Below are 13,388 nucleotides of genomic sequence, written 5' to 3'. Positions count from 1 at the left end.
AATTTTTAATTATTGTTAAAAAAAGTTGCTTTTTAATATTGATTTGTTCAATTTTGGTCACTTAAATACAGGTTGAAATGGGAAATACACATTATATAAGCACTGCGGTACTTTCATTAGAGGTTTTAAACGAGATTATTGCTCATCATAAAACAATAGCGTTATCTGATGAAGCAAAGATTAATATTCAGAAATGTAGGGATTATTTAGATAAAAAAATGGCTACGCATTCAGCGCCTATTTATGGAATTAATACTGGTTTTGGTTCGCTTTGTAATGTGAAAATTTCGAATGAAAACTTATCAAAACTACAAGAAAATCTAGTAAAATCTCATTCTTGCGGAACAGGTGAGGAGGTTCCAAATGAAGTTGTCAAGCTGATGTTGTTGCTCAAAATTCAATCGTTGAGTTATGGTCATTCCGGAATTCAATTGCAAACTGTGGAACGATTGATTGCATTTTATAATAATGATATTTTGCCTGTAATTTATACGCAAGGTTCACTTGGTGCTTCTGGCGATTTAGCTCCATTGGCGCATTTATCTTTGCCTTTATTAGGAGAAGGAGATGTTTATTTTGAAGGTAAAAAAGTACATTCCAGTGAAGTTTTGAAACGTTTTAATTGGGAACCAATTGTTTTACAATCTAAAGAAGGTTTGGCTTTATTGAACGGTACCCAATTCATGAGTGCTTATGGTGCTCATATTTTGATGAAGGCAAATAAGTTTTCTTATTTAGCTGATTTGATAGGAACGATTTCTCTTGAAGGATTTGATGGCAGAATTGAACCTTTTCATGAATTGATTCATTTTATTCGTCCTCATAAAGGACAAATTATAACTGCGAATCGCATAAAAGGTTTTCTTGAAGGAAGCGAAATCATTGAACAAGAAAAAACACATGTTCAAGATCCTTATTCTTTTAGATGTATGCCACAAGTTCACGGCGCTTCAAAAGATGCTTTTGATTATGTGAAAAAAGTATTCAAAACGGAAATCAATTCGGTGACGGATAATCCTAATATTTTTATTGAAAGTGATCAAATCATATCTGGAGGGAATTTTCATGGACAACCATTAGCATTAGCATTGGATTTCATGGCAATTGCTTTGGCAGAATTAGGAAGTGTTTCAGAACGAAGAACCTATCAGTTGATATCAGGTTTGCGAAATCTTCCTGCATTTTTAGTGGATAATCCAGGTTTAAATTCAGGTTTGATGATTCCGCAATATACAGCAGCCAGTATCGCAAGCCAGAATAAGCAATTGGCGACACCTTCGAGTGTTGATAGTATTGTGTCTAGTAACGGACAAGAAGATCATGTAAGTATGGGGGCAAATGGTGCTACAAAAGCATTGCGTGTTATGGATAATCTGGAGCGAATTTTAGCAATAGAATTGATGAACGCTTCACAAGCCATTGAATATAGAAGGCCGTTACAATCAAGTGATTTTATTGAAATGTTTTTAAGTGCATATCGTGAGGAAGTTCCTTTAGTTAAAGAAGACCGAATTTTGCATTACGACATTGAAAAAACAGTTTCTTTTTTGAATAGTTTTCAAATTGAAGACGATTTGTTGACTTTAGTATAATATCTCTTGTATTAATGAACTAATTTTGTGGTTCAAAAAATCTAATAAAATGTCAATAAATAGTATTTTCCAGTTTTTGGTTCCAAAAGATAAAAAATTCTTTCCTCTTTTTGAAGAAGCATCTAGTAATTTGATTGAATTAGCTTCGAATTTGCACGAAGCTGTGAATCTTCCTTTGAAAGAGAGAGAAGTGCTTTTTCAGAAAATTGACGCTTTAGAGCAAAAAGGAGAGGACATCACACGCCAGACAAATTTGGAATTAAGTAGAAACTTTATCACTCCTTTTGATAGAGAAGATATTCACTCTTTGATTACCTCAATTGATAATGTAGCTGATAATCTTCATGGTGCTGCCAGTAGAATGAGATTGTATCAAGTTGATAAGATTACAAAATCTATCAGAAAACTGACAGAAATAAATCTTGAAGCATGCGAGAATATTGATGTAGCGGTAAAAGAATTGAGGGGATTTAAAAATATCAAAAATATTACTGATGCTTGTGCACGAATCAGCAAGTTGGAGAATAAATCGGATACAGTTTATAATAAAGCTGTCTTTGAAATATTTGAAAATGAAACTGATGCAAAAAATATTATAAAATATAAAGAGGTTTTATCTGTTTTAGAATCAGCTACAGATAAATGTAAAAGTGTAGCAAGTGTTTTAGAATCTATTTCTGTAAAACATTCTTAATTCAATCAGTTTAGACTGAAATATATTTATGGAATTTACTTTACTAATAGTTATTATAGTTTTGGCTCTAATCTTTGATTATATCAACGGTTTTCATGATGCTGCCAATGCTATTGCTACAGTTGTAGCAACAAAAGTTTTGACTCCTTTTCAAGCGGTGCTTTGGGCTGCTTTCTTCAACTTTCTGGCCTATTGGGTTTTCGGTTTTGGAGTAGCTGATACTGTTGCAAAAACGGCACATACCATGGAAATTAACCTAGTGGTTATTCTCGCAGGGGTCATAGCGGCAATTATATGGAATCTATTGACTTGGTGGCAAGGAATTCCTTCCAGTTCATCTCATACTTTAATTGGAGGTTTTGCAGGAGCAGCGATTGCACATGCCATTGCGGTTCATGGTTTTTCAGGTTATATGGTAGATGGAACTACGCAATATTGGTACAATATAGTAAGTTGGTATAAAGCAGGTAAAGATGGCGGTATGCCTTCGGGGGTATTGATTATTATTGCTTTTATTGTATTGGCTCCTTTATTAGGTGCTTTAATATCTTATTTAATTTCTATTTGGCTTTTGAATGCTTCTAAAAAAAGTATTCTCCCAAAACTATTTACAGTTGCTTTAATGATTTTAACAATTTGGTTTGTAGAAAGTCAAATGTTATATTATGATGCTATCGAAAAACCTCGTTTCGATTCTCATTTTTGGAGTGTTGCTTTTGAAGCTCATAATATAAAATGGTTTTTAGTTGCCTTTATCGTTTTATCGGTTAGTTGTTTTTGTTTAGTTTTCAGTAGTTTAAACTTACATCAAGCTACTGCTTCGTTAAAAAGAATGCAATTACTATCTTCTGCTGCCTTTAGTTTAGGACATGGAGGAAATGATTCTCAAAAAGTAATGGGTATTATTGCGGCGGCAGTTGCTGTTTACATACATACAAGTGGTGTGGCACAAGTAAGTTTGCCTGACTGGTTGCAGGTAATACTACCAAATGACGATTTAAAAATAAAGGGCGTTATGCCGGCATGGATTCCTCTAGCGTGTTATTCTGCGATTGCAGCGGGAACGTTAAGTGGTGGTTGGAAGATTGTAAAAACAATGGGCTCAAAAATTACAAAAGTAACTTCTTTTGAAGGTGTTGCTGCCGAAACTGCAGGAGCTTTAACCTTATATTTTACTGAGCATTTAAAAATTCCGGTAAGTACTACTCACACTATTACGGGGTCTATAATTGGTGTTGGTTTAACAAAACGTATTTCAGCAGTTCGTTGGGGTGTGACTGTAAGTTTAGTATGGGCTTGGATATTGACTATTCCTATTTCAGCTATTTTAGCGGCATTAGTTTACTACTTACTTAGTTTGTTTTTATAATTAAGTAAGATTAGTCTATAAAAAAAACCATTCTTAACATGAATGGTTTTTTTATTCTTTTTCAATTCTTTAAAATAAAAGATCTTGAATTTCTTCTGTTTTGTCAAAAACACTTTTTGCGAAAGGGCATAAAGGCAAGATTTTAAGATTATTGAGTCTTGCATATTTTACCGCTTCCATTACCAGTTTTTTGCCCACACTTTGACCTGCAAATTCATCATTTACTTCGGTATGGTCTATAATAAATTTATTAGTTCCAGCCCAAGTATAGGTCATTCTTCCTGCTTCTATTTCATTATCAGAAGCTCTAAAATAACCTTTTTTTGTTTCGTTTATTTGTTCAATTATCATAATTTCTAATTTAATTCGGTTGTAATTTCGATAGGATTAGTTAATATTTGGTGCATTGGACATCTATCGGCAATGTTTAATAACCGTGCTTTCTGTATATCGTCTAAATTTCCAAATAATTGAATGTTGCGCATCATTTTCGACTTGTTTTCCGTTAGATCTTTTTCAAAAGTGACTTCAACTTTTACATCCGTCAAATCCCATCCTTTTCGGTTCGCATACATGCGTAAAGTGATGCAGGTGCAAGCTGCCAATGAGGAAGCCAGTAATTCTTTTGGCGCAAAGCCTAAATCTTTTCCTCCTGCACTTTCAGGCTCGTCTGAAATAATTGTATTGCTAGCGGATTTTACTTCTGTTTTATAAAGTTCTGCGCCAATGTGCGCTGTTATTTGAATCATAATTGCTATTTTTTATTTTGCTCCGGAAGTGGAACAAATTCACTTTCGCCTGGAACTTTATCAAAAGTTTGTGCCAACCATTTTTCTTTTGCCTTTTCAATCAGTTCTTTGGTTGAAGCGACAAAATTCCAGTAAATAATCCGTTCTTCGGGAAAAGGTTCTCCTCCAAAAATATAAATGGTAGTGTTTTCTGCCATGTCAAAGGTGCAGAGTTTACTGTCTTTGGCAATCAAAATTTGCTTTGGCCCAAAATTATTACCTTCACTTTCGATACTGCCTTCTAAAATGTATAAAGCGCTTTCGCCAAATAAGTCTTTGCCAATAGCTACCGTTTGACGCGTACTGCTTTTTAGTTCCAAAAGATAAAGCGGACTGTAGACTGGAACAGGCGATTTTTTTTCAAGAACTTCTCCGGCTATAAGTTTGAATGTAATATTGTCAGCTTTCCATTCTGGAATTTCATTTTCGGGTACATGGAAAAAAGAAGGTTCGATTTCTTCCAATTCCTTGGGTAAAGCCACCCAAATTTGAAGGCCATGCAACATTTTATTAGAACTACGCAAATACTCAGGTGTTCGCTCTGAATGGACAATCCCTTTTCCTGAAGTCATCCAGTTGATTTGTCCTGGTTTTATTTCCATTTCAGTTCCTAAGCTGTCTTTGTGCATAATGCTTCCTTCAAACAAATAAGTCAAAGTTGAAAGCCCAATATGCGGATGTGGCGGAACATCTAAATTTTCATAATCGCTCATGCAGGTTGGTCCCATATGATCGATGAATGCAAATGGCCCAACCATTCTTTTTTCTCGAAAGGGAAGCAATCGCCCAACCATAAAGTTACCAATATTGCTCGGGCGTTCTTCAATTATTAGTTTAATATTTGACATTTTTTATGTTTTAAAATATAAAAATTATTCTTCTAAATAACCGAATTTTCCCATATTCACATCGTTGAATGCTTGTATGATTTCGGCTTGTGTGTTCATCACAAATGGACCGTGTGCGGCAATTGGCTCATTGATAGGTTCACCACTTAAAATTAAAACGATGGCATTTTCAGTTGCTTCAAGTGTAAATGTTTCTCCGTCTTTTTGAAATAATGCAAAATGGTTGACGGGAACATTTTCAGTATCGTTTACTTTTATAGTTCCTTCAATTACTAATAATCCTGTATTGTAATTTGCTGGTAAATTAAAGGATGCTTTTGCACCTTTATTCAATTTGGCATTTAGTAAATGAACAGGGGTGAAAGTCGAAGCCGTACCTTTTACATTTTCATATTGTCCAGCTATAACTTCAATCATGCCGCCATTTTCTGGAAGTTCGAATTTGTTGATTTGGTCATTGGTGATTCCTTGGTATTTTGGTGTTGACATTTTATCCTTTGCTGGAAGGTTGACCCAAAGCTGCACCATTTGAAAATCACCACCATTTTTGCTGAATTCTTCTTCGTGGTATTCTTTATGTAAAATTCCTGAAGCCGCAGTCATCCATTGCACATCACCTTCGCCAATGACACCGCTATTTCCGGAACTGTCGTGATGCGCTACTTTTCCCTTATAGGCAACAGTAACGGTTTCAAAACCTCTATGCGGATGAACACTAACGCCTCTGGGTTGGTCTGTAGGTGGGAAGTAAAATTTAGAATTATAATCCATCATAATAAACGGACTCATTCTTTTCATATCTAAATTATGACCACTCGGAATAAAATTATGTACTCTAAATCCGTCACCTACCATGTGGGGTGTAGGTGGAGCCAATACTAGTTCAATATTTTTTGTTTTCATTTCTCTGTCTTATTTAAATTATGGTACAAATTTACTTTGGATTAAAACAAGATGCATTGATATAGGATAAGAAATGAATTTGTTTGAATTAATACGGTTTGAAATTTCTTTTGGCTAATTCCTTGCGAACCCTGCTTAATGTTTCTGGTGTAATGCCTAAATACGAGGCAATCATCCATTGAGGAATGCGCAAAGTAAGACTCGGATAAATAGTTATGAAATCTAAATAACGTCAGTATGTGAAAAAACTTCGGTTTGGTTGATAACAAATATAGGGATTAGCTTGTACAAAAAGAAGATTTTTCGTATTTTTAGTAATGCAACATATTCAAGGAATTTCACGTAATCAGCTGCGCATTTCTAGTTTAGAAGACGCAATTTCCAGCGACAATCAAGTTCGCTTTATCGATGCTTTTGTAAATACCATCTCCATTTTAAGACTTGGATTTAGTCTGCAAACCCTTAAAAAAGAAGGACGCCCGAGTTACCAAACGCCGGTATTTTTAAAAATCTATTTGTATGGCTATCTTAATGGAATAAGAAGTAGTCGGAAATTAGAAAAAGAATGTTTTAGAAACCTAGAGATGCAATGGCTTTTAGAGGGGATTTGTCCGAACTACCATAGCATTTCTGATTTCAGAAAAAACAATCCTGTAGCCCTAAAGAACTTATTCAAACTCTTTGTTTGCTTCTTGAAAGATATCGATTTGATAGGAGCAGAAACCATCGCGATTGATGGTACAAAAAGCCGGGCGCATAATAGTAAGAAAGCGAATTTCAATCAAAAGAAAATCGATAAACACCTAGAATATATCGAGAATAAAACCCAAGAGTACCTGACTGCATTACAGGAAAATGATGTACAAGAAAATCCTGTTATAATTCAAAATATCCAAGAAAAAATAGAACGCTTAAAAGGGAATAAACTGCGATATGAACTCTTGGAAGAAAAACTAAAGGCCAGCGGCGAACCGCAAATAAGTACTACCGATAGTGATGCTAGGGCTTTATTAGTACAAGGACAAGTAGTTGAGATATCGTTTAATATCCAAGCTGCCGTGGATGCTAAGCACAATCTGGTAGTAGCCACGCACACGATCAACCGTAACGACAGGAATGCCTTGTCAGCAATAGCTTTGGAAGCCAAAGAGAATCTAGGGATTGCAACGTACAGCGCTTTGGTGGACAAAGGCTATCACAACGGAAAACAAATCGAGATCTGTCAGCAAGCTAATATTACGACCATTGTAGCCCAGCCCAATCAAGGGAAAAGCAACGAAAACGGCACCCAGCCGGATTATTTGGTAGCCAATTTTCAATATGATAAAAATACCGATACCTATACTTGTCCACAAGGCGAAACATTGCATACCACAGGGAATTGGCACAAGAAAAGCAGTTCAAAAGACGGATATAATTTTAAAAAATACCGAACGTCAAAATGCAAAGAATGCGCGGTGAAACATCTTTGTACGAGTCGGTCAGGAGGCCGAGAAATTGATCGAGGTCAATATGCTGATGCTGTAGAAGAAAACAACAAACGCTATCGAGAGAATCCCCAATTGTATCGCAAGCGACAAGAGATTAACGAGCACATCTTTGGGACCATCAAGCGACAATGGGGTTACAACCACACCAACTTAACGGGACTAGAAAAAGTAAATGGAGAACACAGCCTGATTATGCTGGTGTATAACATCAAGCGGAGCATCAATATACTGGGCGTTCCTGATTTGATAGCCAAACTCCACAAATGGAACTCACCCTACAAGGCAAAAGTCTTGTTTTTGCTAAAAACGGAGCATTTAAAGCTGAAATTAGACTTTGTTTTCTGCCACACTAAATTGATAGCGTAAAAACTAGTCTGCTGTAAAAGACTTAATTTGGGTCGTAGCAATAGAAAAATAGAGAAATTTTAAAGGGAAAAGGAGGTTTTTTCACAGCCTGACGTTGTTCAGCTGTTGCTCCCAATAAGAGATTTACTCGTTTTTGAAGTTGACGAATATGATTGTGCAAAGCAATATTGTCCTGTTGTCGGAAAGAAATGCTAATTTCGGCTGCTGCATCAATGAAATTTTTATCGATAAAAACAATTTCCGTATCTTCAATGGCATCAATAAATAATTCGGAAGGTTCGTTAAAATAAGAACTACTTCTGTCCGAAATAATCCAATTCTCTGGTGCAAATTGAATGATGTGTTCCTTTCCTGTTTCGTCAATGGTATAGGAACGCAATAATCCTTTGGAAACAAAAAAGGAATGGTGGCAAATCTCGCCCTGATGGAGTAGAACAGTTCCTTTTTCTACTTTTTTATATTGTAATGTCCCAGTTATCGAAAGGAATTGTTCGTCCGTTAAATTATTTTTGGATTGAAAGTATATTTTGAATGAATCCAGCATAGTTATTTCAGGATTAAGGAGATACGTGTGGGAATGTTTTGAGTTAATTTATTCCCGCTAAATTTTTATGAATACGTCTTCGTTTGTAATGGGTTTGGCGAAGATTTTCTAAATCGGAAATAATACTAATATTTCCATCAATCTCGAGCATAGCCAATTTTACGTCTTTAAAATACTCGATTCCATGTTCACGCATCGCTTCTTTTAATTCATCAGAAGAAATGTTTAATTTACTTAATGCTTTAAAATCCAGATTTCCATCATGAATTAATATTTCTGGTTTTTCTTGCATAAAATCACTAAATTTTTTAAATCTAAACATCAATTTTTTCAAGATAAAATTAATGGTAAAAAGCACTGTTGCTGCAGCCATTCCGCCATAAAGACTCGTGTTGCTGCCAACCATAGCGTTTTGAACTGAATTACTTATCAATAAAATTAAAATTACATCGGCAGTATTGAGTTGTGATAATTCTTTCTTTCCAAAAAGTCTTAAAGCAATCACCATAAAAAGATAAACGGCGGCACTGCGAATGATTATATCAAGATATGGATTCATGCTTTTTAAGTTTAAAGTTTATGGTGATTGCTTAGATGTTTTTGGATAACCACAAATTGTTATTTTAGCTTAAAATTTTTCTCAATCGCTTTTATCATTTCACCAGCAATATCTTTATTGGTAGCGCCTTCGATTCCTTCTAATCCTGGAGAAGAATTTACTTCTAATAATAATGGCCCTTTTGAAGAACGAATAATATCAACACCAGCTACTTTCAAATCCATCGCTTTTGCAGCTTTTATTGCAATACGCTTTTCTTCGCTTGTCACTTTTATCACAGAAGCTGTTCCTCCAAGATGGATGTTAGCTCTGAATTCTCCAGGCATCGCTTCTCGTTGAATGGCGGCTACTACTTTTCCGTCAATTACAAAACAACGAATGTCTTTACCGTTAGCTTCTTTAATAAATTCTTGAACTAATATATTGGCATTTAAGCTTTTGAATGCGTTAATAACGCTTTCAGCTGCTTTTTTGGTTTCAGCTAATACAACGCCTTTTCCTTGTGTTCCTTCGAGTAATTTTACAATTAAAGGAGAACCTCCGACCATTTTTATTAAATCATCAGTATCCAAAGGTGAATTTGCAAATCCGGTAGTAGGAATTTCTACTCCATGATTTAAAAGTAATTGTAATGAATATAGCTTGTCACGTGATTGTGTGATTGCATTTGAAGAATTTAAACAAAATACTTTTAATGCTTCAAATTGTCTTGTTAAAGCACAGCCATAGAAGGTTATACTTGGTCGAATTCTAGGAATAATAGCGTCAAATTGATTTAATATTTTTCCTCCGCGGTAATGAATTTCTGGTGTTTTTGCATCCAGTTTCATATAGCATTCTTTAATATTTAGAAAATGCATTTCATGGCCACGCATTTCACCAGCTTCCATAATTCGTTTGTTACTGTACAATTCTGGATTACTGGCCAAAAGTCCAATGCGCAAACCAGAACTGGCTTTTTCAGAATTTTTATATAGTTCTTTTAAGCTATCTGTGGTAGGTTGTCCCAAAAGATATTTTTGTTCTGGGTCTACAAGAACTCTTCCGCTCATTGCCTCACGGCCTAAAAGCATTCTAAAACCCATGGAATCTCTATTGGTCAATGTCATTTCGATAGGCCATATTGAATCACCAATTTTTAGATTGCTTTGAATAACATAACGTTGTTCTCTAAATCCACTAGAGCTTTTCACAAAACGTTTATCGACTAAAGGTGCTTCACAATGAATTACCGTTTTTAGATTATTTTGAATCGGATTAATGTCAAACTTTACCCAGTTTGCTTCATTCTTGATAAAAGGGGCGATGTTTATAGCGTGTAAAGCAGATGTTTTTGCGCCAGAATCAACACGTGCTTTAATCGTTGGAATTCCTAATTCAGGAAATGAACACCATTCTTCGCTACCTAGGATAACTTTATTTTGAGACATAAATTAATTTTATTTGGACCTTTTTTAAGAAATCAAATGTAAATATTTGTTTTTAAAAAATGTTTAATTTGTATAAAGAATAAACCCGTTATGTTATAAAAACGTAACGGGTTTATTTCGTGTAATTTTAAAAGAATTTATGGATTCGTCGCTTCACCAGCTTTATGGACTTGAACGGTTAGTTCTTGAGCTCCATCTTCAATATCCATGAAAATTTCGTCTCCTGAGGCAATTTTTGAAGTGATAATTTCTTCAGCAAGTGCATCTTCAACATATTTCTGAATAGCTCTTTTTAATGGTCTTGCGCCAAATTGTCTATCAAATCCTTTATCAGCAATAAAAGCTTTAGCTTTATCAGAAAGATTTAATTGATAACCTAGTTCAGCCACACGAGCATATAATTTTTTCAATTCGATTTCGATAATCAAATCAATATCATGTTTTTCTAAAGCGTTGAATACAATTACATCATCAATTCTATTAAGAAATTCCGGTGCGAAAGTTTTTTTCAATGCATTTTCAATGATGCTTTTTGAATTATCATCGGCTTGAGCTACTTTGGCAGCGGTACCAAAACCAACTCCTTGGCCAAAATCTTTTAATTGTCTGGCTCCAACATTGGAAGTCATAATAATTATAGTGTTTTTGAAATCAATTTTTCGACCTAAACTATCCGTTAAATAGCCATCGTCAAGAACTTGTAATAGCATATTGAAAACATCAGGATGCGCTTTTTCAATCTCATCCAACAAGACAACACAATATGGTTTTCTTCTTACTTTCTCTGTTAATTGCCCACCTTCTTCGTAACCTACGTATCCCGGAGGCGCACCAACTAAACGAGAGATTGCAAATTTCTCCATGTATTCACTCATGTCGATACGAATTAATGCATCTTCAGAATCGAATAGTTCTTTTGCCAGTACTTTAGCCAATTGTGTTTTACCAACACCGGTTTGTCCTAAGAAGATAAACGAACCAATCGGTCGGTTCGGATCTTTCAATCCTGCACGATTTCTTTGAATGGAACGAGCAATTTTCATTACCGCTTCTTTTTGTCCAATAACCTTTCCTTCAATAAGTTCTGGTAGTTTGGCTAATTTGTTACTTTCGGTTTGTGCAATACGATTTACTGGAATTCCAGTCATCATTGAAACCACATCGGCAACATTGTCTTCGGTAACTTCAATTCTATTGTTTTTAGCATCTTCTTCCCATTGTTCCTGAGCGATTGCCAAGTCTTTTTCGATCTTTTTTTCATCATCACGAAGCTTAGCGGCCTCTTCGTATTTTTGTTTTTTGACAACCACATTTTTCAATTCGCGAACATCTTCTAATTGACGTTCCAGATCCAAAATCTGTTTTGGAACTTCAATATTGGTTATGTGAACTCTTGAACCCGCTTCGTCTAATGCGTCAATAGCTTTGTCCGGTAAGAAACGTTCTGACATGTATCTGTCCGTTAATTTCACACAAGCTTCAATTGCTTCTTGTGTGTAAGTAACGTTGTGATGGTCTTCATATTTATTTTTGATATTATTCAAAATAGTAATCGTTTCCGCAACAGATGTTGGTTCCACAATTATTTTTTGAAAACGTCTTTCTAATGCACCATCTTTCTCAATATATTGACGGTATTCGTCTAGAGTTGTTGCTCCAATACATTGAATTTCGCCTCTTGCTAATGCAGGTTTGAACATGTTAGAAGCGTCTAATGAACCCGTTGCTCCACCAGCTCCAACAATTGTATGAATTTCATCAATAAAAAGAATAATATCATCATTCTTTTCTAATTCGTTCATAACAGCTTTCATGCGCTCTTCAAACTGTCCACGGTATTTTGTTCCAGCGACAAGGCTCGCCAAATCTAATGTTACAACGCGTTTGTTGAAAAGGATTCGTGATACTTTCTTTTGAATAATTCGCAAAGCTAATCCTTCAGCAATAGCTGATTTTCCCACTCCAGGTTCCCCTATAAGTAGTGGATTGTTCTTTTTACGACGGCTCAAAATTTGAGAAACACGTTCGATTTCCTTTTCGCGTCCTACAACAGGATCTAATTTTCCTTCTTCGGCCATTTCAGTTAAATCTCTACCAAAATTATCCAAAACAGGGGTTTTAGATTTTTTGTTTGATTTATTGGCAGGATTATTAAAAGTACCTTCTTTAAGACTGTCATCTTGTCCTGAATCATCGTTGTATGATTCGTTTCTTGGCAAGTTTTCTAAAAATTCTTCTTCGCTTGGAGTCATATTTAAATATTGTTCTTTAGCTACGTCATAATCAATTTTAAGTTTATTTAGTAGCTTGGTTGTTGGATCGTTTTCATTTCTTAAAATACACAACAATAAATGTGCTGTACTAATGGACGAACTATGAAATACTTTTGCTTCAAGAAAAGTGGTTTTCAACGCTCGTTCTGCCTGGCGTGTCAAGTGTAAGTTTTTCTTTTCAACATTAACGTCTACGCTTGGACTAGCGGGACTCAGGATTTCAACTTTTCGGCGTAAATGATCTAAGTCGACAGATAGGTTATTCAGTATTTGAATTGCTTTTCCATTACCATCTCTTAAAATACCTAGCATCAAGTGTTCGGTTCCTATGAAGTCATGACCTAATCGCAAAGCTTCTTCTTTGCTATAGGTAATGACATCTTTTACTCTTGGTGAAAAATTATCATCCATAATATATATTTGATATCGTAAATTTAGTGAATTAGTAATTGAAAAACAAAAATCATTCCCTTAACAAGTACTGTCAGCTAATAGACAAAAAAATATGGGGAATATAGGCTAAAAGCCACTT

The 13,388-nt window shown here is 35.1% G+C and carries 12 protein-coding genes and 1 pseudogene; 4 read left to right on the top strand and 9 right to left on the bottom strand.

Annotated elements, in window-relative coordinates; genetic code table 11:
* The first annotated feature begins 77 nt into the window (after positions 1 to 77).
* From hutH to T410_RS14060, 3 genes are read left to right on the top strand one after another with little or no spacing between them, the layout of a single operon-like run.
* On the top strand, positions 78 to 1,592 hold the full coding sequence (gene hutH, locus T410_RS14070; RefSeq protein ID WP_035672903.1) for a histidine ammonia-lyase: 1,515 nt from the start codon (positions 78 to 80) through the stop codon (positions 1,590 to 1,592).
* A 49-nt stretch (positions 1,593 to 1,641) separates the two neighbouring features.
* Positions 1,642 to 2,286 (top strand): DUF47 domain-containing protein, encoded by a 645-nt coding sequence (locus T410_RS14065; RefSeq protein WP_035672900.1) that lies wholly within the window; start codon positions 1,642 to 1,644, stop codon positions 2,284 to 2,286.
* 28 nt (positions 2,287 to 2,314) lie between these two features.
* A complete protein-coding gene (locus T410_RS14060; RefSeq protein WP_035672899.1) occupies positions 2,315 to 3,655 on the top strand; it encodes an inorganic phosphate transporter in 1,341 nt (446 codons plus the stop codon).
* Between the two features lie 69 nt (positions 3,656 to 3,724).
* Here the strand turns inward: T410_RS14060 and T410_RS14055 are convergent, their stop codons facing one another.
* The 5 genes and pseudogenes from T410_RS14055 to T410_RS16800 form a co-directional block, all read right to left on the bottom strand.
* Complete coding sequence (locus T410_RS14055) at positions 3,725 to 4,006, bottom strand: GNAT family N-acetyltransferase (protein ID WP_035672897.1); 282 nt, start codon at positions 4,004 to 4,006, stop codon at positions 3,725 to 3,727.
* Between the two features lie 5 nt (positions 4,007 to 4,011).
* Positions 4,012 to 4,404 carry an OsmC family protein gene (locus T410_RS14050; protein WP_035672894.1) on the bottom strand — a complete coding sequence of 131 codons (393 nt, stop codon included), beginning with the start codon at positions 4,402 to 4,404 and terminating at the stop codon, positions 4,012 to 4,014.
* A 5-nt stretch (positions 4,405 to 4,409) separates the two neighbouring features.
* Complete coding sequence (locus T410_RS14045; protein ID WP_035672891.1) at positions 4,410 to 5,291, bottom strand: pirin family protein; 882 nt, start codon at positions 5,289 to 5,291, stop codon at positions 4,410 to 4,412.
* A gap of 24 nt (positions 5,292 to 5,315) precedes the next feature.
* Positions 5,316 to 6,194 carry a pirin family protein gene (locus T410_RS14040; protein WP_035672888.1) on the bottom strand — a complete coding sequence of 293 codons (879 nt, stop codon included), beginning with the start codon at positions 6,192 to 6,194 and terminating at the stop codon, positions 5,316 to 5,318.
* Positions 6,195 to 6,282: 88 nt separating this feature from the next.
* Positions 6,283 to 6,426 (bottom strand): annotated as a pseudogene (locus T410_RS16800) (Crp/Fnr family transcriptional regulator); the annotation flags it as partial.
* An 85-nt stretch (positions 6,427 to 6,511) separates the two neighbouring features.
* Between T410_RS16800 and T410_RS14035 the strand changes: the two are divergent.
* Complete coding sequence (locus T410_RS14035; RefSeq protein WP_238567344.1) at positions 6,512 to 8,050, top strand: IS1182 family transposase; 1,539 nt, start codon at positions 6,512 to 6,514, stop codon at positions 8,048 to 8,050.
* Positions 8,051 to 8,072: 22 nt separating this feature from the next.
* Here T410_RS14035 and T410_RS14030 read toward each other — a convergent pair whose 3' ends face one another.
* The 4 genes from T410_RS14030 to T410_RS14015 all read right to left on the bottom strand — a co-directional run bounded on the left by T410_RS14030 (position 8,073) and on the right by T410_RS14015 (position 13,267).
* A complete protein-coding gene (locus T410_RS14030) occupies positions 8,073 to 8,594 on the bottom strand; it encodes a Crp/Fnr family transcriptional regulator (protein WP_051929432.1) in 522 nt (173 codons plus the stop codon).
* Between the two features lie 43 nt (positions 8,595 to 8,637).
* Positions 8,638 to 9,153, bottom strand: coding sequence for a DUF421 domain-containing protein (locus T410_RS14025; RefSeq protein ID WP_035672885.1), 516 nt, complete (start codon positions 9,151 to 9,153; stop codon positions 8,638 to 8,640).
* Positions 9,154 to 9,212: 59 nt separating this feature from the next.
* Positions 9,213 to 10,583 carry a 30S ribosomal protein S6--L-glutamate ligase gene (rimK, locus tag T410_RS14020; RefSeq protein ID WP_035672882.1) on the bottom strand — a complete coding sequence of 457 codons (1,371 nt, stop codon included), beginning with the start codon at positions 10,581 to 10,583 and terminating at the stop codon, positions 9,213 to 9,215.
* Positions 10,584 to 10,720: 137 nt separating this feature from the next.
* The gene (locus tag T410_RS14015; RefSeq protein ID WP_035672879.1) at positions 10,721 to 13,267 is read right to left on the bottom strand and encodes an ATP-dependent Clp protease ATP-binding subunit; all 2,547 of its coding nucleotides are present in this window, start codon (positions 13,265 to 13,267) and stop codon (positions 10,721 to 10,723) included.
* Between the last annotated feature and the right edge of the window lie 121 nt (positions 13,268 to 13,388).

Source organism: Flavobacterium sp. 83, assembly GCF_000744835.1.
Classification (GTDB): Bacteria; Bacteroidota; Bacteroidia; order Flavobacteriales; family Flavobacteriaceae; genus Flavobacterium.
This window is presented reverse-complemented; position numbering and strand designations above follow the sequence as displayed.

Bases quoted from the DNA above. Each gene is read 5' to 3' on its own strand.
- T410_RS14060 (WP_035672899.1), top strand. From the start codon at position 2,315: ATGGAATTTACTTTACTAATAGTTATTATAGTTTTGGCTCTAATCTTT.
- T410_RS14015 (WP_035672879.1), bottom strand. From the start codon at position 13,267: ATGGATGATAATTTTTCACCAAGAGTAAAAGATGTCATTACCTATAGC.
- hutH (WP_035672903.1), top strand. From the start codon at position 78: ATGGGAAATACACATTATATAAGCACTGCGGTACTTTCATTAGAGGTT.
- T410_RS14035 (WP_238567344.1), top strand. From the start codon at position 6,512: ATGCAACATATTCAAGGAATTTCACGTAATCAGCTGCGCATTTCTAGT.
- T410_RS14055 (WP_035672897.1), bottom strand. From the start codon at position 4,006: ATGATAATTGAACAAATAAACGAAACAAAAAAAGGTTATTTTAGAGCT.
- T410_RS14045 (WP_035672891.1), bottom strand. From the start codon at position 5,291: ATGTCAAATATTAAACTAATAATTGAAGAACGCCCGAGCAATATTGGT.
- T410_RS14040 (WP_035672888.1), bottom strand. From the start codon at position 6,194: ATGAAAACAAAAAATATTGAACTAGTATTGGCTCCACCTACACCCCAC.
- T410_RS14065 (WP_035672900.1), top strand. From the start codon at position 1,642: ATGTCAATAAATAGTATTTTCCAGTTTTTGGTTCCAAAAGATAAAAAA.
- T410_RS14030 (WP_051929432.1), bottom strand. From the start codon at position 8,594: ATGCTGGATTCATTCAAAATATACTTTCAATCCAAAAATAATTTAACG.
- rimK (WP_035672882.1), bottom strand. From the start codon at position 10,583: ATGTCTCAAAATAAAGTTATCCTAGGTAGCGAAGAATGGTGTTCATTT.
- T410_RS14025 (WP_035672885.1), bottom strand. From the start codon at position 9,153: ATGAATCCATATCTTGATATAATCATTCGCAGTGCCGCCGTTTATCTT.
- T410_RS14050 (WP_035672894.1), bottom strand. From the start codon at position 4,404: ATGATTCAAATAACAGCGCACATTGGCGCAGAACTTTATAAAACAGAA.